Genomic DNA, 20,081 nt, shown 5'->3' on the forward strand with positions numbered 1-20,081 from the left:
GGCCTACGAACGCCGGCCAGGTGAGCGCCGCGTCGGCCGCCCGGAGGCGGACAGGCCGCAGTCGCAGGGCCGTTCGGAAGGCTGAGTGGGGTGCGAGGAGGTGCACCCCCGGCCCGCGAGCGGCGTCGCCGGTCCCGGTTGCGGGTGCTGGGCCGGATGGCCGAGGGCCTTCTTGATGCCGGCCGCGACGAATGCGCCGCACAACAGGCCCGGGGTGAGCGGCGGATCGGCGATGCCGACATCGAGGGAGATCACGGACTCGCCGAAGGCGTGATCAGCAGCAGCCCGTGCCGCTCCACGACGTGTGCCAGGAGCCGTGCTCGGACACGAGCGGCGTCACGAACCGCAGGGCGATCGCCGACGCCAAAGCCCGTCCCATGCACGCCCGTTGACTAGACCGGCACCGGTCACCGACACGGTGGCCAGGTCTGCGGGCGTGCGGCGAAGCCGAGCGTGCTGTGCGTGCGGTGTTCCCCCTCCGGTGATCGGTGAGCGGATCGTGGAGGGGGAACATCCGGGAGTCGGGAGTCGTGCTCAGGACGATGGCTGGGTCCTCGGGGCCGTGACCGCCTTCCCGGTCTCCTCGGCCTTGCCCCGGCCCGGCTGGCGCAGCAGCAACGCGATCGCCGCCGCCACCATCGACACCCCGCCGGCCAGCGCGTAGGCCCCGTTGTAGCCCCAGGCGCCGACCACCATGGAGCCGAGGCCGCCGCCGAACAGACCGCTGACCAGCTTGCCGCTGTACACCAGGCCGTAGTTGGTGGCGTTGTAGTTCTCGCCGAAGTAGTCCGGTGTCAGCGCCGCGAACATCGGGTAGAACGCGCCGCCGCCGAAGCCGGAGAGGAAGGCGAAGAACAGGAACAGCCACTCGTTCCTGACGTCACCCGCCCAGATGACGCCGAACTGGGCGAGCCCGAGCACCACGATGACGAAGACCAGGGTCGTCTTGCGGCCCCACCGGTCCGACAGCCAGCCGACCGCGGCCCGCCCCACGCCGTTGATGACGGCCATCACGCCCATCGACGAGGCCGCGACCAGCGGGCCGAAGCCGACCTTCTTGGCGAAGTCGACCTGGAAGGAGATCCCGAAGATCGACACCCCGGCGGTCATCACCACGGTGATCCACATCAGCGGCAGCATGCCGGTCCGGATGGCCTCCATGGGCGTGAACTGCCGTACGGCGGGCGGGTTCTTGGCCAGACTCGCACCGCTCTTGGCGGTCCCCGAGAACGACAGCGGGTCGACGTCGGCCGGCCACCAGTTCTTCGGCGGGTCCTTGAAGAACCACGCGCACACGGCGACCACGATCAGCACATACACGCCGATCAGGTCCAGCACCTCGTCGTAGTTCCCGGTGTCGAAGGCGTAGTTGAAGATGAAGATGAACGGCAGCGAGCCGTACGCGAAGCCGCCGTTGACGAAGCCGGTCTTCGCGCCGCGCCGCTCCGGGAACCACTTGCCGACCATGTTGATGCAGGTCGCGTAGATCAGCCCGGAGCCGACACCGCCGACGACACCGAATCCGAGGATGGCCAGGAGCACGTTGTCGAGGTGGGACAGCGCCAGGAAGCCGAGCAGACACATCGCGGCGCCGAGGTACATCGCACGGCGCGCGGTGAGGATGCCCCGCTCGCGCAGCCAGCCCGCCGGGAAGGCGATGCCGGCCTGGAAGAACACCCAGACGCTGAGGATCCAGAAGGTGTTGCTCTGGGTCCAGCCGTGCGCGGCGGACAGGGTGTCCTCGGCGGAGCCGTAGGCGTACTCCGAGACGCTGATGGCCATCATCGATATCCACGGCAGGTACACCATGAGTTTGCGCGAGTGGCCGAGTATGTCGCGGTCCGTCTCGCCGACGCGGTAGACCCGCCCCCGGGAGTCGGTGACTTCGCGGTACGAGCGGTTCGCCGCGCCGGGCTCGGCCGGCGTGTTCCGTGTTGTGGGATCAGCCGTCATGTCAGGCCATCTCCTCGCCGAGGGGGTGGGGATTGGGGACGATGCGCCGGACGCTGAGCCTGCCCGGCGTTCTGAGGAGCAGCGCCACAGCGGCGCAGGCGAGCCCGGTGCAGCCCGCCAGGAGGAACGCGGCATGCGGGTCCCGGGCGGCGTACCCGGCCGCCCCTGTGCCGCAGCCGGCGGCGACCGGCAGGAGCCAGGCGCCGGCGAGCAGTCCGTGGACGCTCGCGTGGTGGTTCTCACCGAACAGGTCCGCGGCCAGCGCGGTGACCAGCGCCAGGGCCGTGACGCCGGCGGCCCCGGTCGCCGCCGCACAGCCGAGGAGCAGCGCACCGCTGCCCGTGCGGGCCGCGATCGGCACGCCGAACTGTGCGAGGCCCAGCAGCAGACAGGCCGCGATCAGGAGGGTGCGCCGCCCCGAGCGGTCCGACAGCGCACCGGCCACGGCCGCCGCGGAGCCACCCGCGACGGTCACCGACCACAGCAACTCGGGGGAGACGCCCAACTGCTGGGCATATCCCGCCTGCACGACGACGCCCAGCACGGTGACACCGACCGAGCCCAGCAGGCAGAGCCACAGCAGCCACAACTCCGGTCTCCGGGCCGCCTGTCGGAGGGTGTGGTGGCGTACGGCGGGCGGGTTCTTCTCGCGTGCGCGCCGGGCGGCCGGAGTCGGCGGCACGGACTGCGGGTCGGGCCGCGGCGGCCACCAGTTCCGCGGCGGGTCCCGGAAGGGACGGCCGGCGCCGGCCACGGCCAGGGACGCTCCGGCGCCCGCGACCGCGAGCAGCATGCGCGGGTCGGCGTCCAGGACCGAAGGGAGGAGAAGCGGTACGGCCCCGAAGGCGAGCCCGCTCGCCACCACTCCCGTGGGGCCGCCCCGCCGCTCCGGCCACCACCTGCCCGGCAGCGTCAGACAGGTGGCGTGCACCAGTCCGGCCCCGGCACCTGCGCACACGGCGAAGACAAGCCGGACGGCGGTGAGTTGAGGGGCGAGGGCGAGCGCCAGGTACCCGGCCAGGGTGCCGAGCGCTCCGGTCGTCATGGCCGCGCGGGCCGGAAGCCGGCCGCTCTCCCGCAGCCGCCCGGCCGGCAGGGCGACCGCCGCCTGGGCGAGCGCCCACAGGCCCGGCGGCCAGTACGGGTCCCCGCCCCACCGGTGGGCGGCACGAAGACCGGCCTGCGCCGCGAAGAACGCGTACGCGGCCCCACTGATGCCCGCCATGCCCACCCAGGGCAGGACGACCATCCAGATCCGGCCACGGCCCAGCAGCTCGACATCGCTCTCGCCGACCCGGTACACGCGGCCCCTGCGGTCCCTCACCTCCCTGCACAGCACGGAGGCGGGGGGATCGATGGTTTCCATCTCGCGACTTGCACCCCTTGCGTCGAAAGTTCTGGCCAGCGCCCCCTGTCCATTGCCTTTCGTGCGCGCGCAGGTCCCGGGAGCCGGCCGGCGCGCACCGGCCGGCCCCCGCGTCACTCACCTCATGAACCGCCCCCCAGCAGTCCGGCCGCCCGCGCCCAGCGGTACTTCGCCCCCAGCACGGCCACCGGCTTCTCGGTCGTGTACGGGTAGGCCACGACCCCCCGCTCGAACAGGTACTGGCAGGCCTCCTCGACCTCGACGTCCCCCGCGAGGGACGCCACGACCGGCTTCTCGATGCCGCGCTCGCGGAACTCGGCGACCACGCGCGCCGTCAGCTGGGCGAACACCATCGGCGGGGTGACGATGGTGTGCCAGTAGCCGAGCACCAGCGCGTGGATCCGCGGATCCTCCAGGCCGAGCCGGATCGTCGCCTCGTACGTCGAGGGCGGCTCGCCCCCGGTGATGTCGACCGGGTTGCCGGCCGCGCCGAACGGCGGGATGAACCGGCGGAACGCCTCGTCCAGGTCGGGCGGGATCTCCATCAGGGACAGCCCGTTGTCGGTCACCGCGTCCGACAGCAGCACGCCGCTGCCGCCGGCGCCGGTGATGATCACGACGTTGTCGCCCTCGGGGGCGGGCAGGACGGGCAGGGCGCGGGCGTACTCCAGCATGTCGTTCAGGCCCGGCGCCCGGATGACGCCCGCCTGCCTCAGGATGTCGTCGTACACCGCGTCGTCGCCCGCGAGCGCGCCCGTGTGCGAGCCGGCCGCCTTCGCGCCCGCCGCCGTACGGCCCGCCTTCAGCACCACCACCGGCTTCTTCGGCACGGTCGCCCGCGCCGCCGCCACGAACGCCCGGCCGTCCTTGAGGTCTTCGAGGTGCATGGCGATGCACTCGGTGCGGGGGTCCTCGCCGAACCAGGTCAGCAGGTCGTCCTCGTCCAGGTCGGACTTGTTGCCGAGGCCGACGATCGCCGACACACCCGTCTTGGTGGTGCGGGCGAAGCCGAGGATGGCCATGCCGATGCCACCGGACTGCGAGGTCAGCGCCACCCCGCCCTTGACGTCGTACGGCGTGCAGAACGTGGCGCACAGGTCCTGCCAGGTGGAGTAGTAGCCGTAGATGTTCGGGCCGAGCAGACGGATGCCGTGTCGCTCGGCGATCTCCACGATCTCCGCCTGGAGTTCGTGCTCGCCGGTCTCGGCGAACCCGGAGGGGATGAGGACGGCGTTGGGGATCTTCTTCCGTCCCACTTCCTCCAGCGCGGCTGCCACGAACCTTGCGGGAATGGCGAAGACGGCCACATCCACCTCACCGGGAACGTCCGTGACACTCTTGTACGCCTTGCGGCCCAGGATGTCATCGGCCCTGGGGTTCACCGGATGGATCTCCCCGGAGAAACCGCCGTCGACGAGATTGCGCATCACCGAGTTGCCGATCTTGCCCGCCTCGTTGGACGCGCCGATCACGGCGATCGAGGACGGCTGCATCAGCCGGCGCATGGACGCGAGGATCTCGTCGCGGGTGTACGTCTTCCTCGCCGCCGGCTGCTTCTCGGCGAGGATCACCCGGATGTCGGCGGCCACCGCGCTCTCGGGTGTCGCGATCACCGGGTTGAGGTCCACCTCGGCGATCTCCGGGAAGTCCGCGACCAGTTGGGAGACCCGCCGGATCTGCTCGGCGACCGCCCACCGGTCCACCCCGGCCTGCCCGCGCACCCCGTGCAGGATCTCCGCCGACCGGATGGAGTCCAGCATCGACAGCGCCTCGTCGGCCGTGACCGGTGCCAGCCGGAACGTCACGTCCTTCAGCACCTCGACCAGCACCCCGCCGAGCCCGAACGCCACCACCTTCCCGAAGGTCGGGTCGGTGACCGCGCCGACGATGACCTCCTGCCCCTTCGGCAGCAGCTCCTGCACCTGCACGCCCTCGATCCGGGCCGCGGCGTCGTAGGCGCGGGCGTTCTCCACGATCCGGCAGAACGCGGCCCGCACGTCCGCCGCGCCCTCCACGCCCACCACGACACCGCCGGCGTCGGTCTTGTGCAGGATGTCCGGCGAGACGATCTTCATGACCACCGGCCCGCCGAAGCGTGCCGCCGCGGCCACCGCCTCGTCCACGTCCGTCGCCAGCTCCTCGCCCGGTACGGCGATCCCGTACGCGTCGGCGATCACCTTGCCCTCGGGCGCGGTGAGCGCCGTACGGCCCTCGGCGCGCACCGAGTCGAGGAGCGCGCGCACCCGCAGCTCCCGGTCCTCTGCCATCACGTCAGATCACTCCGTTCGACTTCAGCAGGCGCAACTCTTCGTCACCGAGGCCCAGTTCGCCGATGTAGACCTCTTCGTTGTGCTCACCGAGCAGCGGTGAACTGCTCACCTCGACGGGGGAGTCGGAGAGCTTGAGCGGGCTGCCGACGGTGACGAACTCGCCGCGCTCGGGGTGCTGGACACGCACCACCATCTCGTTGGCGGCCAGCGAGGCGTCCTCGATGATCTCCTTGGTGGACAGGATCGGCCCGCACGGGATGTTGTGCGCGTTCAGCTTCTCCAGCACCTCCCACTTGGGGAGGGTCGAGGACCACTCCTCGATCAGCTGGAACATCTTGTTCAGCTTCGGCAGCCGGGCCTCGGGGGTGGCCCACTCGGGGTCGTCGGCGAGTTCCGGCCGGCCGATGAGCTCGCTGAGCGGCTTCCAGCCGACGGGCTGGACGATGACGTACACATAGTCGTTCGGGCCGGCCGGCGCGCACTTGACCGCCCAGCCGGGCTGGCCGCCGCCGGAGGCGTTGCCGGAGCGGGGCACCTCGTCACCGAAGTCCTCGTTCGGGTACTCGGCGAGCGGCCCGTGCGCCAGGCGCTGCTGGTCGCGCAGCTTCACCCGGCACAGATTGAGCACCGCGTGCTGCATGGCGACATTGACGCGCTGGCCGCGCCCGGTGCGCTCGCGCTGGAGGAGTGCCGCCAGTATCCCGGCCACTGTATGCACTCCGGTGCCCGAGTCACCGATCTGCGCCCCCGTCGCCAGTGGCGGCCCGTCCTCGAAACCGGTGGTCGTCATCGACCCGCCCATGGCCTGCGCGACGACCTCGTACGCCTTGAAGCCGGTGTACGGCCCCTCGCCGAACCCCTTGATGGAGGCGTAGACGATCCGGGGGTTGATCTCCTTGATGCGCTCCCAGGTGAACCCCATCCGGTCGACCGCGCCCGGTCCGAAGTTCTCCACCATGACGTCCGAGCGCCGGATCAGCTCGGTGAGGATCTCCTTGCCGCGCTCGGTCTTGGTGTTCAGGGTGATGCTGCGCTTGTTGCAGTTGAGCATCGTGAAGTAGAGGGAGTCGACGTCGGGCAGATCGCAGAGCTGCCTGCGGGTGATGTCGCCGCTCGGCGCCTCCAGCTTGATGACGTCGGCGCCGAGCCAGGCCAGCAGCTGGGTGGCGGAGGGCCCGGACTGGACGTGGGTCATGTCCAGGACGCGGATGCCGTCGAGTGCCTTGGTGGTCACCTTGGGTCCCCTCACTTGTACATGGTCTGGTTCATGGTTCCGGGGGCGTAGGCGTCCGGGTCGACCCAGACGTTGATGAGCGACGGCTTGCCCGACTCCCGGGCCCGGCGCAGCGCGGGGCCGATGTCGGCTGGGTCGCGGACCTCCTCGCCGTAACCGCCCAGCATCTGCGCGAACTTGTCGTAGGCGACGTCGCCGAGGGTGTTGCCGACCCGCTCGCGTTCCTTGCCGTACTTGACGGCCTGGCCGTAACGGATCTGGTTCATCGAGGAGTTGTTGCCGACGACGCCGACGAACGGCAGGTCGTAGCGGACCAGGGTCTCGAAGTCCCAGCCGGTCAGCGAGAAGGCGCCGTCTCCGAAGAGGGCGACGACCTCCTTGTCCGGACGGGCCTGCTTGGCAGCGAGCACGAAGGGGACGCCGACGCCGAGCGTGCCGAGCGGGCCCGGGTCCATCCAGTGGCCGGGCGACTTGGGCTGGACGACCTGCCCGGAGAAGGTGACGATGTCGCCGCCGTCGCCGATGTAGATCGAGTCCTCGGTGAGGAAGTCGTTGATCTCGCTGACGAGGCGGTACGGGTGGATGGGTGAGGCGTCCGACCTCAGCTGCGGCAGCCGCTTCCCGATCGCGGTCTGCTCGGCGGCGCGCAGCTCGTCGAGCCACTCCTTGCGCTTCGAAGCCCCGCCGTCCACGCGCCCGGAGGCGGCCTCGGTGACGGACTTCAGCACCAGGCCGGCGTCGCCGACGATGCCGAGGTCGATGTCGCGGTTCTTGCCCACCGTCCGGTAGTCCAGATCGATCTGGACTACCGTCGCATCGGGGGAGAGGCGCTTGCCGTAGCCCATGCGGAAGTCGAACGGCGTGCCGACGATCACGATGACGTCGGCGTGGGAGAAGGCGTACCGCCGCGAGAGCTGGAAGTGGTGCGGGTCGCCGGGCGGGAGGGTGCCGCGGCCGGCGCCGTTCATGTACGCCGGGATGTTCAGGGCCCGTACCAGCTCGACGGCCGCCTCGGTGCCACGGGTCGTCCACACCTGGCTGCCGAGCAGGACGGCCGGCTTCTCGGCGTGCACGAGCAGGTCGGCGAGCTGCTCGATCGCCTCCGGGTCGCCGGCCGAGCGGGTGGAGGCCCGGTAGGCGCCGGCCTTCGGTACCCGCGCCCTGTCGGCCGGCACCTTCGCGTCCAGGACATCGCGGGGGATCTCCAGGAAGGAGGGGCCGGGCGCGCCGTGGTAGCACTCGCGGAACGCCATCGACACCATGTCGGCGGCGCGGGCGGTGTCCGGGACGGTCGCCGCGAACTTGGTGATCGGCGCCATCATGTCGACGTGCGGCAGGTCCTGCAGGGACCCCATCTTGTGCTGGGTGAGCGCGCCCTGGCCGCCGATCAGCAGCATCGGGGACTCCGCGCGGATGGCGTTGGCGACCCCGGTGACGGCGTCGGTCGTACCGGGGCCGGCGGTGACCACGGCGCAGCCCGGCCTGCCGGTGATCCGGGCGTAGCCGTCGGCGGCGTGCGCGGCGACCTGCTCATGGCGTACGTCGACGACTTCTATGCCCTCGTCGACGCAGCCGTCGTAGATGTCGATGATGTGGCCGCCGCACAAGGTGTAGATGCGGTCGACCCCCTCGGCCTTCAGCGCCTTGGCAACGAGATGACCACCGGAGATCACGTCCTGGGTGTCGTCGGGCATGGCGAAGTCCTGTCCCTTTCGTAGGAGTTGGGCGGCTCGCGTGCACTGCATACGGACAGCCGGCGAGCTGTATGCAGTAGATTGCATACAGTCGACGAATACTGTATGAAGCTTGTTATCCCGCATCCCGTGGGTGGTGTCCAGGGGGCGAACACACTTTTCGGTCATCGGAGTCCGGCCCTTTTCGGTCAGTGCCGGCCGGACCCACGACGACCTCGCAGACAGGAGCCGCACATGGACCTGTACGAACACCAGGCACGGCAGCTCTTCGAGGAGCACGGCATCCCCGTGCCGCGGGCCGAGGTCACCGACTCGCCCAAGCGGGCCCGCGAGATCGCTCGCAGGCTCGGCGGCCGGGCCATGGTCAAGGCGCAGGTGAAGACCGGCGGGCGCGGCAAGGCGGGCGGGGTCAGGTTCGCCGCCGGCCCCGCCGCGGCGGAGCTGACCGCACGCCAGATCCTCGGCATGGACATCAAGGGCCACCGGGTCGGCACGGTGCTGCTCGCCGAACCGGTCGACATCGCCGAGGAGTTCTACGTCTCCTACGTCCTCGACCGCACCGCCGGCGGCTTCCTCGCCATCGCCTCCGCCCAGGGCGGCATGGAGATCGAGGAGGTCGCGGCGACCCGGCCGCAGGCGGTGGCACGGATTCCCGTCGACCCGGCCGCGGGTGTCACGTCCGCCAAGGCGGGGGAGATCGCGAGCGCCGCCGGACTGCCCCCACAGACCGTCGACGTCCTGCTGCGGCTGTGGCGGGTACTGGTCCGGGAGGACGCCCTGCTGGTCGAGGTCAACCCGCTGGTGCGCACCGCCCAGGGGCGGATCCTCGCCCTGGACGGCAAGGTCACCCTGGACGACAACGCCCGCTTTCGGCAGGCCCGTTGGGGCGCGCGGAAAGAGGAGCACCAGGACCCGCTGGAGGCGGCCGCCGCCGCGCGCGGCCTCACCTACGTCAGGCTCCACGGCGAGGTCGGGGTCATCGGCAACGGCGCGGGCCTGGTCATGTCGACCCTGGACGTCGTCGCCGGCTGCGGCGCCCGCCCCGCCAACTTCCTCGACATCGGCGGCGGGGCCTCCGCGCAGGTGATGGCCGACGGACTGTCGGTGATCCTCTCCGACCCGGCCGTGCGGTCCGTCTTCGTCAACGTCTTCGGCGGAATCACCGCCTGCGACGCGGTCGCCGAGGGAATCGTGGCGGCCGTCGACACCGTCCGGCTGACCAAGCCGCTCGTCGTCCGCCTCGACGGCAACAACGCCGCACGCGGACGCGCGATGCTCGGCGAACGCGCCCATCCCCTCGTCGAACAGGCCACCACCATGGACGGCGCCGCCCGCCGGGCCGCCGAACTCGCCCACACCGCCTGAGGAGCCGGGACATGGCCATCCACCTCACCAAGGAGAGCAAGGTCCTCGTCCAGGGCATGACCGGGGGCCAGGGCATGCGGCACACCCGGCGCATGCTCGCGGCCGGCACGAACGTCGTCGGCGGGGTCAACCCGCGCAAGGCCGGGCAGACCGTCGACTTCGACGGACAGGCCGTGCCCGTCTTCGGGTCGGTCGCCGACGGCATGCGGTCGACCGGCGCCGATGTCACCGTCGTCTTCGTGCCGCCCGCCTTCGCCAAGGCCGCCGTCATCGAGGCCGCCGACGCCCGCATCCCCCTCGCCGTCGTCATCACCGAGGGCATCCCGGTCCACGACACGGTCGCCTTCACCGCCCACGCCCGGCACACCGGCACCCGGATCATCGGCCCCAACTGCCCCGGCCTGATCACCCCCGGTCAGTCCAACGCCGGCATCATCCCCGCCGACATCACCAAGCCCGGCCCCGTCGGCCTGGTCTCCAAGTCGGGCACGCTGACGTACCAGCTCATGTACGAGCTCCGCGACATCGGCTTCTCGACGTGCGTCGGCATCGGCGGCGACCCCGTGGTGGGCACCAGCCACATCGACTGCCTGGCCGCCTTCCAGGACGACCCCGACACCGAACTCGTCGTCCTCATCGGGGAGATCGGAGGCGACGCCGAGGAACGCGCCGCCGCCTACATCCGCGACCACGTCACCAAGCCCGTCGTCGGCTACATCGCCGGGTTCACCGCACCCGAGGGCCGCACCATGGGCCACGCCGGCGCGATCGTCTCCGGCTCCACCGGCACCGCCCGCGCCAAACAGCAGGCCCTGGAGGCGGCCGGAGTCCGCGTAGGCCGCACCCCGACCGAGACGGCCCGGCTGGTCCTGGACGTCCTGCGGGCCGACTGACCTGACCCGGGCGGCCGTCGCCACCGACCTGTGTTCGCCCCGAGCCGGCGGCCGGGGTGTCCTGCGTCCTGGAGATGGCGGGTGCGCCGGAGCCGGAGACCGGGCCGACCCCCAGGACGGGCGCGCGGAGCACCGCGGCGAACCGATCCGAGCCCCACCGAGCCCCCACCCCCATCCCAACCAACCTCAAGCCCGCCACCCCATCCTCGAGCCATCCCCCACCGCTCCCCACCCATCCCACCCCACCCCACCCCGTCCCACCCCGCCCCGACCGTGCACCGAGAGCGGAGCCGACGTATGACATCCACCCTCACCCCGAACCCTCCGCCCCCGAACCACCCGACCCCCGCGCTGCTCAAACCCGGCACGGCCTACGCCGACGCCTGGCGGCGCTGTCTCGCCGCCGCGCCGGAGGCCTTCCGGGACGACCGTGTCCTCAATCTGTGGGGTGCGGCCTGGCGGCCCGACGGACGGACGCTCCCTGCGATCACCCCGGTCGACGGCACCCCGATCGCGGGGGCCCCGCGGCTCGACGGCGCCACCGCCCAGCAGGCCGTACGAGCGGCCCTCGACCAGCACCGCGCCTGGCGGCACATCCCGCTGCCCGAACGGCGGGCGCGGATCGCCGCCACCCTGGACGCGCTCACCGCGCACCGCGATCTGCTCGCCCTGCTGCTCGTCTGGGAGATCGGCAAGCCCTGGCGCCTCGCCCTCGCGGACGTCGACCGGGCGATCGACGGCGTGCCCTGGTACGCCGACGGCATCGAGCCCATGCTCGCCGGCCGGACCCCACTGGAGGGACCGGTCTCCAACATCGCCAGCTGGAACTATCCGATGAGCGTGCTCGTGCACGCCGCCCTGGTGCAGGCCCTGGCCGGAAACGCCGTGATCGCCAAGACCCCGACCGACGGCGGTGCGGCCTGCCTCACCCTGGCCATGGCGCTGGCCGCCCGGGAGGGGGTGCCGGTCACCCTCGTCGGCGGCAGCGGCCGCGAGCTGAACCAGGCGCTCGTGCGGGCGCCGGAGATCGGCTGTGTGTCCTTCGTCGGAGGCCGCGACACCGGAGCCGACGTCGCCACCGCCGTCGCCGGCCTCGGCAAACGGCACATCCTGGAACAGGAGGGCCTGAACACCTGGGGCATCTGGGACTTCTCCGGCTGGGAACGGCTCACCTCCGTGATCCCCAAGCTGTTCGACTACGGAAAACAGCGCTGCACCGCTTACCCGCGTTTCGTCGTGCAGCGTTCCCTGTTCGACGCGTTCCTGGCCGCCTACCTCCCCGCGGTCCGGTCCGTCCGCGTCGGCCACCCCCTCGCGGTCGCGGACCCGGCCGACCCGCTCCCCGAGCTGGACTTCGGCCCGCTGATCAACGCCGCCAAGGCCAAGGAACTCACCGACCAGGTCGCCGAGGCCGTCGACCGGGGCGCCGTACCGCTCCACCGCGGGCGCCCCGACGACACGCGGTTCCTCCCGGGCCAGGACACCTCCGCCTACGTCCACCCGGTCACCCTCCTCAACCCACCGCCGTCCTCCCCCCTGCATCACGCGGAACCCTTCGGACCCGTCGACACGATCGTCCTGGTCGACACCGAGGCCGAGCTGCTGGCCGCCATGAACGCGTCCAACGGCGCGCTGGTCGCCACGCTCGCCACGGACGACCGGGCCACCTACGACCGGCTCGCCCCGCAGATCCGCGCCTTCAAGACCGGGCACGGCGTCCCCCGGTCCCGCGGCGACCGCGACGAGCTGTTCGGCGGGTTCGGCGGATCCTGGCGGGGCGCGTTCGTCGGCGGCGATCTCCTGGTCCGCGCCGTGACCCGGGGCCCGGCGGGGGAGCGGCTGCCCGGGAACTTCCCGGAGTACCAGCTCATGCCGTGACCCTCACGGTGTGTACACCGGATCACGCAGTCCGTACACCGCGACCGATCAGGCGGCCCGGCTCGCCCCGGGCCGCCCCCAGGGGACGGATACGCAGGTGAAACGCACTCCGAAACCTTGGTATTGTTGTCCATGTCGCCGCGGGGAACACCCCCGGCAAGGCGGCAGACACCTAGTCCGGGTGGCGGAATGGCAGACGCGCTAGCTTGAGGTGCTAGTGCCCTTTATCGGGCGTGGGGGTTCAAGTCCCCCCTCGGACACAACGATTGACGATACGGTAACGAGGGCCTCGACCTTACGGTCGCGGTCCTCGTTGCGTGTTCGTAGCTGATGGTGATGCCCAGGGCGTCGTAGAGCGGACCTTTCTTCTCGACGGCGGCCCTTTGGATACGCTGTGCAATATCTCCAAGACTCTCAGTGATCTCCCGGATCTGTCGCGCGTCGAGCGGGGATTGCTTCTTCCGAGTGACGGCGGGGTGCGCGTCGAGCTTCTTCTGCGCCGCGTCCTTGTCCCGCTGGGCCTCGTTGATCCACCGAGTGACGACGGCCGGGTCGGCTCCGGCATCGAGGGCTGCCTGGTAGCGGGCGAGCCGCCGCTCGCATTCCTTGATCGCCTGGCGTGCTTGGGCCTGTTCGGGGCTCTGGGGCTCTGCGGTGCTTGCTGCGGCGCTCGCGTGGGTGAGCGCTTCGATGGTGGCGGAGAGCCGGTCCGGTGCGAAGGCCCGGGCGATCCATCGGTCCAGGGCCTGGCACACGATGTCTCCTCGCAGGTAGACGGTGCGCGGGTGGGTGAGGTCGGGATAGAGGGCGGCTTCTTCCTCTTTGAATTCGCAGCGGTAGTAGACGCGGCTGCGGATGGTGGCGGGCTGCATCTTGCGCCCGCACAGGCTGCACCGGACCCGGCCGCGCAGAGCGTAGGGGCGCGCGCCCCGCTTGCCGGCGCGCTCCTGCCGCCCCTGGTTGCGGGCGCGCTGTGTGCGCACGATGCGGGCGGCATCGAAGAGATCGGGGCTGATGATCGCTTCGTGGGCGGGTTCGTTGGAGTGGATCCACTCGTCGGGCGGGTTGTGGGTCATGTGGGTGCGGTGGCCGAGGGTGACGTCGTCGACGTCGAGGAGGCGTTCTTCCTTGCGTTGTTTGTTCCAGACTTCGTGGCCGGTGTAGCGGGGGTTGAGGAGGATGGCGCGCACGGCGCCCTGCTGCCATGCGGTCTTCTTGCGGTGTGGATTGCGGGTGGCGTCGTGGGCGGAGGGGCAAGGGATGCCTTCCCGGGTGAGCTGGGCGGCGATGGCGCTGTAGCTCATGCCGTCCACGTACAGACGGAAGATCCGCTGCACGACGGGTGCGGCGGCGGGGTCGGGCTCGAGTTTGTGGACGCGCTGGCCGGCGGCGGCCTTCGAGGGGTTGGGGTGGGGGCCTGCGTCGGCGATCCGGTAGCCGTAGGGCGGCCGCCCGCCTAGATAGCGGCCCTGGAGCTGGGCCTGGGAGCCCATCGCCGTCCGCACCCGGATCTTGATTCGGTTGCGTTCACCCTTGCTCATGCCGCCGAAGACGGACATGACCAGGTCGTGGGCCTCGTTATCCGGGTCGATGGGGCCGCCCACCTCCGGGACCCACAAGGGGATGCGGAAGTGGACGAAGACAGGGAAGGTGTTGCCGAACTGATTGCCGTAGAACGTGCGCTGCGGCTCCCCGATCACGACAGCGTCGAATCCGCGGTTCGGGTCGCGGAGGGCTTGGAGGAGTTCGTTGGCGCGGGGGCGGCGCTGCCAGGGCAGGGAGCGGCTGTGTCCGACGTCGAAGTACTCGCTGACGATCTGGCCCCCGGCGGGCTCGATCAGGGCTCGGGCACGGCTGAGCTGCCAATTCCTTGAGGCCTCGGGATCTTGGAGATCCTCGGTGGAACAGCGTCCGGCGAAGGCGAAACGGATCATGTGCGGTCAGACCCCCGGGGCGTATGGCGTGTATCGCGTTGCGGGTGTTATGTGGCGGTCTGTCGTACCTCGAATGGATGAGAAGAGCCAGCGAGATCCACCCTCGCTAGCCATTTCCGGCTTCGGGACACGCCTGGACGGGATCGGCGACCAAGGCGTGCAGGAGGTGCAGAAGGGCGGCAGCGACGGACTCGGTCACCTCGGGTGTCTCGTCGGGGAGCGACACGTGGAGCTTCTGGGGGTCGTCCGGACTTGAGTGTGCCTCGGATGCGGGCTGGAGCATGCGCTGTTGGGCGCCGGGGTCAGGTGACTCGTCAGTGCTGACACATCCCGTATAGAGATGTCGCACGTCGATTTTGACGTCCTGTGTTGGCCAATGATCGTTTGGGTAAGGCGGCTGGCCGTGGGGCCCGTTGGTCCATTCCCGGTCGGACTGAACCCGGCGTACAGCCCGACTCGTCTGCCGCCACCTGTGGCTTTGCCTGGGAAAGGGCCTCTGATCTGGGACGGAGGCTCTTTCCCGTCTTTCAGCAGCTTGCCGCGTTAGGCGGCAAAAAGTCCCTCGGAAGTCCCTCAGACAGGGCTGAAAGTCCCTAAAAAGTCCCTGGTGTGGAAGGACGAGCGGGACCTCAGAGCTGGCCGTTCGCAACAGTCGTCGGGGCATGGCGTTGGAACCGCTGGCATGGGGGCGATCTTGGCTCAGCCGGACTACGCGGCCTGGGCGTTGACTGTCGTGTCAGTCCGCGCGGCCCATTCGGCGCGGGCTGGGGTGAGCGTGGAGTGCATCGCGCGAAGCTCGTCCAACTGTCCGGCCACCGTTTCATGAACTCGCCCAGTTGGTTCGAATCCATCGAGCGGTGTACGTGTCGGCGGCCACTTCGACCAGAACGTGCGGGACTTGGCCAGCCCCTGCCATCATCGCGCCCTGGACCAGCGGCTGGTTCCATCCTTGGGCCTTCGTCGCCCCACGCAGGGACTTGCCGTCCACGGATAGGCCGCGCAGTCCGGCGCCGACAGGCCATCCGGCCCCCGATGCCGGGTTCCACGGTCGATGCGCGCGAGCACTACTCGAGGAGCTGATCAAGGGCAGGCGGAATCAGCATGACGCGTCGGTCGGCACGATCTTCCAGACAGGCCACGAGGCGCAGAAACCGCCATGACCTTGGAAGCCCGTGCCTGTCCTGGTTCCGCCCCCAACCGCCCGACGAACCGTCGCGAACCGGCCGGCGGCCTGCTGCGACGAGACCCTTCTCGTCATGCTGTGTCTACCCGCTGCGGCCTGGCTGCGCGACTTCTGGTTCGCATGGGGCGCACTGGGGCAGAGTCGTACCGCGCGCAGGCACGATGCGGAGCCAAAAAACTTTCCGGGAGGGGGTTGCGGTCGCCGCCTTCCGACCGACGTACGAGTGATGGACGAGCCTGGGACGGACACCGAAGCCGAAAGACTGCAACTGCGATGGCGGCAGGGGCGGCTCGACGCGCTTGAGCTCTACAACACGGTCCGTGGAGCCATGTACCAGGCAGCCCGGCGTGGGATTCGCTCGATCACCTCTTCCATTCCAGATGCCCACGACGTCGAGGATGCCGTCGGTGAGGCGTTCGAGCAGTTGCGTGATAAGGATCCCGCTGATGTGTCATCGGTCATCGGGCTGGCGAAGGTAATCGCTTACCGACGGGGGCAGGACATCGGCAGGGGAGTCGTGCGCGAGCGTGAAGGGATCAAGAAGTTCCTTGCCGACCGGGTAACTATGGCGGCGGTGGAGTTCCATGACGACGACGTGCGAGCCGCAGAGGAAGACGAACGAGTCGTCGCTCTGGCCGAGGGATGCTTCGGGTTTCTGACCGATGAGCAACGCGATCTCGTAGTAGAGACGATCATGGGAGAGGAGCTCTTGTCCGACTGGGCGTTCCGCAACGGCAAAACGCACCAAGCAGCGAGTCGGCAGCGAAAGCGTGCCATCGAAGCGATCAGACGCTGCGTCGAATCGAAGCGCAGCGACGTAAAGGAACCACGGGACGGGAGGTGGCACAGTGACGGACAACGAGGAACTGGATAACCTGAACGACGCGCTTATCGAGGAGTACCTACTGTTCCTACGCGGCCTCGGCCCCCAGCCGGACCTGTCGGATCTGCCGCCGAGCCGTCGAGCGGCGATCACGGGGCAGTTCGAGATTGTGAAGGCGTTGGCCGATCGAGACCCGGAACTCCCACCTCTCGAGCAGGACCCCGTCGCTCGTCGATTGGGCCTGGTGGCAGATACGTCGTCCGCTCCGTTGCCTATGGCCGCCGACTCGGCTCTGCGGGCCTCGGGCGGAGAAGTGGACGAAACGCTTAAGGCCTCGCTTGAGGAGGTGGCCTTTCGGTTTCGAGGCCGTGTCTCGATGGAGTTCCACCCCACGTGGTCGCCGGAGGCACCCGAAGGTATGCGGGCGTTTGCGCAGTGCGCTGTGCTGGCGGAAGCGGTAGCCGTCCTTGTGGGTGACACCGACACGTGGTCGAGCGCACCGGAGGGAATCGGGCGGTTCTTTAACCTGTACGCCGATATCTCGGCGATTTGTGTCACTTCCGGTGACGCCGAGCGGGCGGTCGTTCTGTCGCCTGCTGACGTGACGCGTTCCATCAGTCCGGTACTGGGGTGGCGCGACCCTCGCAGCTCGATGTTGCCTGAGCCTTTGGGGCTCGCCTTGGGACGGTTCTTCGAGCGGCGTCTGCCGCGCTGGGACCGGGTCGCCGATTTCGACGTGCTTCCGGGTACGGCAGCTCTCGACGCCGTGGCGAGCGAGGTGAGTGGGGCACAGATCGCGCAGGCTCTTCGTGCGAAGCCTCGGCTCGAGTACAAGAAGGAAGGTCAGCTTGCACTCGGTAACGTCGATGCGGCGGAACTCGGCGCCCTCGTAGTGAGTGTGCAAACGGGCGGCCTGATGCCAGATGACTTCGTCGATCGTCTGGCGGAGATGGCGGGGGCTGCCGCATCGTGATCCGACGCATTCGCCTGAGCCATTGGCGGGCCTACGAGACGCTGAACCTTGAGCTCAGCCGCCCGGTCACGTTCTTCGTCGCTCCGAACGGCGTCGGCAAGACGTCGCTGGTCGAGGCCGTGCGATGGGGCCTGCTCGGTGCGCCCCCGGCTCGCCGGCTCGGCCAGGCGGTCCGCGTCGGCCACGAATCGGCGACAGTGTGCCTCGACTTGGTGCTGGCGGACACCGAGGTACAGTTGACCAGGTCGATCAAGCGCAGCGGCACCGCTCGCTTCGCTGCGAAGGCCAACGGCAGTGCGATCGACGAAGAGGCCTACACGCAACTCCTGCGCCGTGCTTGGGCGGCCGATCCGGGACTTCTCGACGCTCTGATCTTCGGCGTCGGGGCGAAAGGGGAGGCCACCGGCTTTCCGATCAAGGACCACCTCGCCGACATCTTCGGCATCACACCGATGCTGCAGGCCGCCAAAGCGATCAATACGCGGAGGTCCGAGCTTGCGGCGAAGATCAAGGCTCTGCGCGATGACTTGAGCGGAACCGATGACGCCATCGCATCGATGACCGAGACTGTCTCACGGTTGGAGGCGGAACTGTCCGGGATCGCAGATCAGAGACAGGCCGCGCATGCTTTGGCGCACCGGCTGGAACCAGCAGCAACTCTCGCGCAGGCCTGGAGCGACTACCGGCAGAACGCCCATGCCTTCGACGAGCAGGTAAGGCGACTCGTCGCACGCATGGCCGGTTCTATCGTTCTCGGCGATCAGGATCCGAGGTCTGCGATCGCCAGCAACGAGCGTGCCGCCTCGAGCGAGCTCGAGTCCAGCCTGGCGGCCACGTCAGCGGCGGAGGTTCGGGCAGCGCGTGCAGCATCGGCTGCCGAGATCCTTGCGTCTGCCACGGATCAGTGCCCGACCTGCCTTCGCCCGCTGACGCCAGCCGAACGCGACGCTGCGGCCTCCGCACACGGCGGTGTGGACCACGCTGCGCACGCCGAGATCGAACAGCGCACGCGCGACACCGCGCGGGCTCGCGAGCGGCTGACCGCGATTACCGAGTTCCGCGACGCCCTCAATGCGCTACACCCCCCGACGGAACCGGTCGGCGACGATCCTGGCGCAGAGGCAGTCACCGAGCTGGCCGAAGCACGTCAACGCCTCTCAGATCTCGCTGAACGCCACGGTGAGGCGTCGGCTCGACTCGGAGCAGCCAGGAGCGAGCTGGCGAGACTACGGCAAGCCGCACACGATCAGTCGACCCTCATCGCGGCCGCACGTGAAGACATGGTCATGGAAGTCACCGAGAAGACCATCCACCAGCTGGCCGACCGCTACCTGACCGACTACATCGAACCGATCGCGCACGAGGTCGGCCGCCGTTGGAAGCTCGTGTTCGGCACCGACGGACTGCATTTCGACGCCGATGGAAACCTCACCATCCCCCACGGGGACGCCACGCTGACGGTGGGCGACCTGAGCGGCGGAGAACGGTCCACCGCTCTGCTCGTGACGCGACTGCTGCTGGCGAGTTCAGTTGCACGTGCCTCGACCGTGTGTTTCGACGAACCGCTCGAGCACCTTGATCCGCGCCGCCGCGCCGCAGTCGCCCAGACCTTGGTGTCAGCCGTCCAGGAGGGCACCGTAGGGCAAATCCTCATCACCACCTATGAAGAACGGCTGGCACGCCGTCTGGCCAGCGCCGCACCGGACGTCGTGGAGCTGACCTACGCCACCACAGATTCGGCCTGAAACATTCTTGCGTGAAGGGGGTTGCGGACGGCCTGCCGCCAACGACCAGGAGGTGAAAGCCCGCATCCGGCGGGTCGATCCTTGGAGGCCCCGCAATGGCAGCCGCAGAAAGTCAGACCGAGACAGACCACACCAAGCAGCCCACGTTCGTGTTCGAGGTCAACGGCGTGGAATACACCCACGACAAGCCGACGATTACAGGCGCGCAGATCATGGCGATGGCCGGCATCAACCCGGCCGAAGGCCTGGTTCAGATCCTGCCGGACGGCAGCCGCATCACGATCACGCCCGACGAGACAGTCCACCTCGTGCCCGGCGCCCAGTTCAAGCGCCGTCCCCGCTTCAAGCGAGGCTGATCGCGTGTCCGTGCCCGACCGGCTCGCCGAACGCCTGGCACAGGAGGAAGAGCTGCTGCGCCAGGCGTTCCCGAACGCCACCATCGACCCTGAAGCTCTCGTCGTCACACTGCGAGACCACCCGCTGCCCGCAGGTTGGTCCCACACCGACACGGACGTCCTGTTCGCCGTCCCCGTGAACTATCCCGCTGGCCAGCCAGACAACATCTGCGCCCGCCCGGACCTGACCCTGGCTGGCGGCGCAACGCCCGGCAATAGCCAGGGCATACAGCAGCACGCCGGGTGCCCCTGGCTGCAGTTCTCCTACCACATCGACCCGAACGACTGGCACCCCCACGTAGACCCCGCACAGGGCAGCAACCTCGCGGACTACCTGGCCGGCGCTCTGTCCCGTTTCGAGGAGGCGAGCTGAAC

14 protein-coding genes and 1 tRNA gene are annotated in these 20,081 nt (G+C 69.5%); 9 read left to right on the forward strand and 6 right to left on the reverse strand.

The features are described 5' to 3' along the window. Nucleotides 1-534: 534 nt before the first annotated feature. The 5 genes from ACWCQS_RS20855 to ACWCQS_RS20875 all read right to left on the reverse strand — a co-directional run bounded on the left by ACWCQS_RS20855 (nucleotide 535) and on the right by ACWCQS_RS20875 (nucleotide 8,517). Nucleotides 535-1,953 carry an OFA family MFS transporter gene (locus ACWCQS_RS20855; protein WP_451005788.1) on the reverse strand — a complete coding sequence of 473 codons (1,419 nt, stop codon included), beginning with the start codon at nucleotides 1,951-1,953 and terminating at the stop codon, nucleotides 535-537. A gap of 1 nt (nucleotide 1,954) precedes the next feature. Beyond that, nucleotides 1,955-3,277, reverse strand: coding sequence for an MFS transporter (locus ACWCQS_RS20860; RefSeq protein ID WP_451005789.1), 1,323 nt, complete (start codon nucleotides 3,275-3,277; stop codon nucleotides 1,955-1,957). Between the two features lie 164 nt (nucleotides 3,278-3,441). Further along, nucleotides 3,442-5,586 (reverse strand): acetate--CoA ligase family protein, encoded by a 2,145-nt coding sequence (locus ACWCQS_RS20865; RefSeq protein WP_451005790.1) that lies wholly within the window; start codon nucleotides 5,584-5,586, stop codon nucleotides 3,442-3,444. A gap of 4 nt (nucleotides 5,587-5,590) precedes the next feature. Beyond that, nucleotides 5,591-6,823, reverse strand: coding sequence for a formyl-CoA transferase (gene frc / locus ACWCQS_RS20870; RefSeq protein WP_451005920.1), 1,233 nt, complete (start codon nucleotides 6,821-6,823; stop codon nucleotides 5,591-5,593). Between the two features lie 11 nt (nucleotides 6,824-6,834). After that, nucleotides 6,835-8,517 carry a thiamine pyrophosphate-binding protein gene (locus ACWCQS_RS20875; RefSeq protein ID WP_451005791.1) on the reverse strand — a complete coding sequence of 561 codons (1,683 nt, stop codon included), beginning with the start codon at nucleotides 8,515-8,517 and terminating at the stop codon, nucleotides 6,835-6,837. Nucleotides 8,518-8,751: 234 nt separating this feature from the next. On the opposite strand from ACWCQS_RS20875, the gene sucC reads away from it, so the two are divergent. The 4 genes from sucC to ACWCQS_RS20895 all read left to right on the forward strand — a co-directional run bounded on the left by sucC (nucleotide 8,752) and on the right by ACWCQS_RS20895 (nucleotide 12,913). Beyond that, on the forward strand, nucleotides 8,752-9,882 hold the full coding sequence (gene sucC, locus ACWCQS_RS20880; RefSeq protein WP_451005792.1) for an ADP-forming succinate--CoA ligase subunit beta: 1,131 nt from the start codon (nucleotides 8,752-8,754) through the stop codon (nucleotides 9,880-9,882). 11 nt (nucleotides 9,883-9,893) lie between these two features. Beyond that, nucleotides 9,894-10,775 (forward strand): succinate--CoA ligase subunit alpha, encoded by an 882-nt coding sequence (gene sucD, locus ACWCQS_RS20885; protein ID WP_451005793.1) that lies wholly within the window; start codon nucleotides 9,894-9,896, stop codon nucleotides 10,773-10,775. A 297-nt stretch (nucleotides 10,776-11,072) separates the two neighbouring features. Beyond that, nucleotides 11,073-12,653 (forward strand): aldehyde dehydrogenase family protein, encoded by a 1,581-nt coding sequence (locus ACWCQS_RS20890; RefSeq protein ID WP_451005794.1) that lies wholly within the window; start codon nucleotides 11,073-11,075, stop codon nucleotides 12,651-12,653. A 175-nt stretch (nucleotides 12,654-12,828) separates the two neighbouring features. Beyond that, a tRNA-Leu gene (locus ACWCQS_RS20895) sits at nucleotides 12,829-12,913 on the forward strand. Here ACWCQS_RS20895 and ACWCQS_RS20900 read toward each other — a convergent pair. Beyond that, entirely contained in the window at nucleotides 12,878-14,587 is a 1,710-nt protein-coding gene (locus tag ACWCQS_RS20900) for a recombinase family protein (RefSeq protein ID WP_451005795.1), read from the reverse strand. The genes ACWCQS_RS20895 and ACWCQS_RS20900 overlap by 36 nt on opposite strands. A gap of 1,409 nt (nucleotides 14,588-15,996) precedes the next feature. On the opposite strand from ACWCQS_RS20900, the gene ACWCQS_RS20905 reads away from it, so the two are divergent. From ACWCQS_RS20905 to ACWCQS_RS20925, 5 genes are all read left to right on the forward strand, one after another. Continuing rightward, the gene (locus ACWCQS_RS20905) at nucleotides 15,997-16,644 is read left to right on the forward strand and encodes a hypothetical protein (RefSeq protein WP_451005796.1); all 648 of its coding nucleotides are present in this window, start codon (nucleotides 15,997-15,999) and stop codon (nucleotides 16,642-16,644) included. Next, nucleotides 16,619-17,566, forward strand: a complete 948-nt coding sequence (locus tag ACWCQS_RS20910; protein WP_451005797.1) for a hypothetical protein — start codon at nucleotides 16,619-16,621, stop codon at nucleotides 17,564-17,566. The genes ACWCQS_RS20905 and ACWCQS_RS20910 overlap by 26 nt, the downstream gene beginning before the upstream one ends. After that, nucleotides 17,563-19,311, forward strand: a complete 1,749-nt coding sequence (locus ACWCQS_RS20915) for an AAA family ATPase (protein ID WP_451005798.1) — start codon at nucleotides 17,563-17,565, stop codon at nucleotides 19,309-19,311. The genes ACWCQS_RS20910 and ACWCQS_RS20915 overlap by 4 nt, the downstream gene beginning before the upstream one ends. A gap of 95 nt (nucleotides 19,312-19,406) precedes the next feature. Further along, on the forward strand, nucleotides 19,407-19,667 hold the full coding sequence (locus ACWCQS_RS20920) for a multiubiquitin domain-containing protein (protein ID WP_451005799.1): 261 nt from the start codon (nucleotides 19,407-19,409) through the stop codon (nucleotides 19,665-19,667). Nucleotides 19,668-19,671: 4 nt separating this feature from the next. After that, nucleotides 19,672-20,079, forward strand: a complete 408-nt coding sequence (locus ACWCQS_RS20925; protein ID WP_451005800.1) for an E2/UBC family protein — start codon at nucleotides 19,672-19,674, stop codon at nucleotides 20,077-20,079. Nucleotides 20,080-20,081 lie beyond the last annotated feature (2 nt).

The sequence above is a fragment of the Streptomyces sp. NPDC002076 genome (assembly GCF_053593835.1).

Coding starts and splice junctions, on each gene's coding strand:
- ACWCQS_RS20900 (WP_451005795.1), bottom strand. CDS start 14,587: ATGATCCGTTTCGCCTTCGCCGGACGCTGTTCCACCGAGGATCTCCAA.
- ACWCQS_RS20855 (WP_451005788.1), bottom strand. CDS start 1,953: ATGACGGCTGATCCCACAACACGGAACACGCCGGCCGAGCCCGGCGCG.
- ACWCQS_RS20875 (WP_451005791.1), bottom strand. CDS start 8,517: ATGCCCGACGACACCCAGGACGTGATCTCCGGTGGTCATCTCGTTGCC.
- ACWCQS_RS20905 (WP_451005796.1), top strand. CDS start 15,997: ATGGACGAGCCTGGGACGGACACCGAAGCCGAAAGACTGCAACTGCGA.
- sucD (WP_451005793.1), top strand. CDS start 9,894: ATGGCCATCCACCTCACCAAGGAGAGCAAGGTCCTCGTCCAGGGCATG.
- ACWCQS_RS20920 (WP_451005799.1), top strand. CDS start 19,407: ATGGCAGCCGCAGAAAGTCAGACCGAGACAGACCACACCAAGCAGCCC.
- sucC (WP_451005792.1), top strand. CDS start 8,752: ATGGACCTGTACGAACACCAGGCACGGCAGCTCTTCGAGGAGCACGGC.
- ACWCQS_RS20890 (WP_451005794.1), top strand. CDS start 11,073: ATGACATCCACCCTCACCCCGAACCCTCCGCCCCCGAACCACCCGACC.
- ACWCQS_RS20865 (WP_451005790.1), bottom strand. CDS start 5,586: ATGGCAGAGGACCGGGAGCTGCGGGTGCGCGCGCTCCTCGACTCGGTG.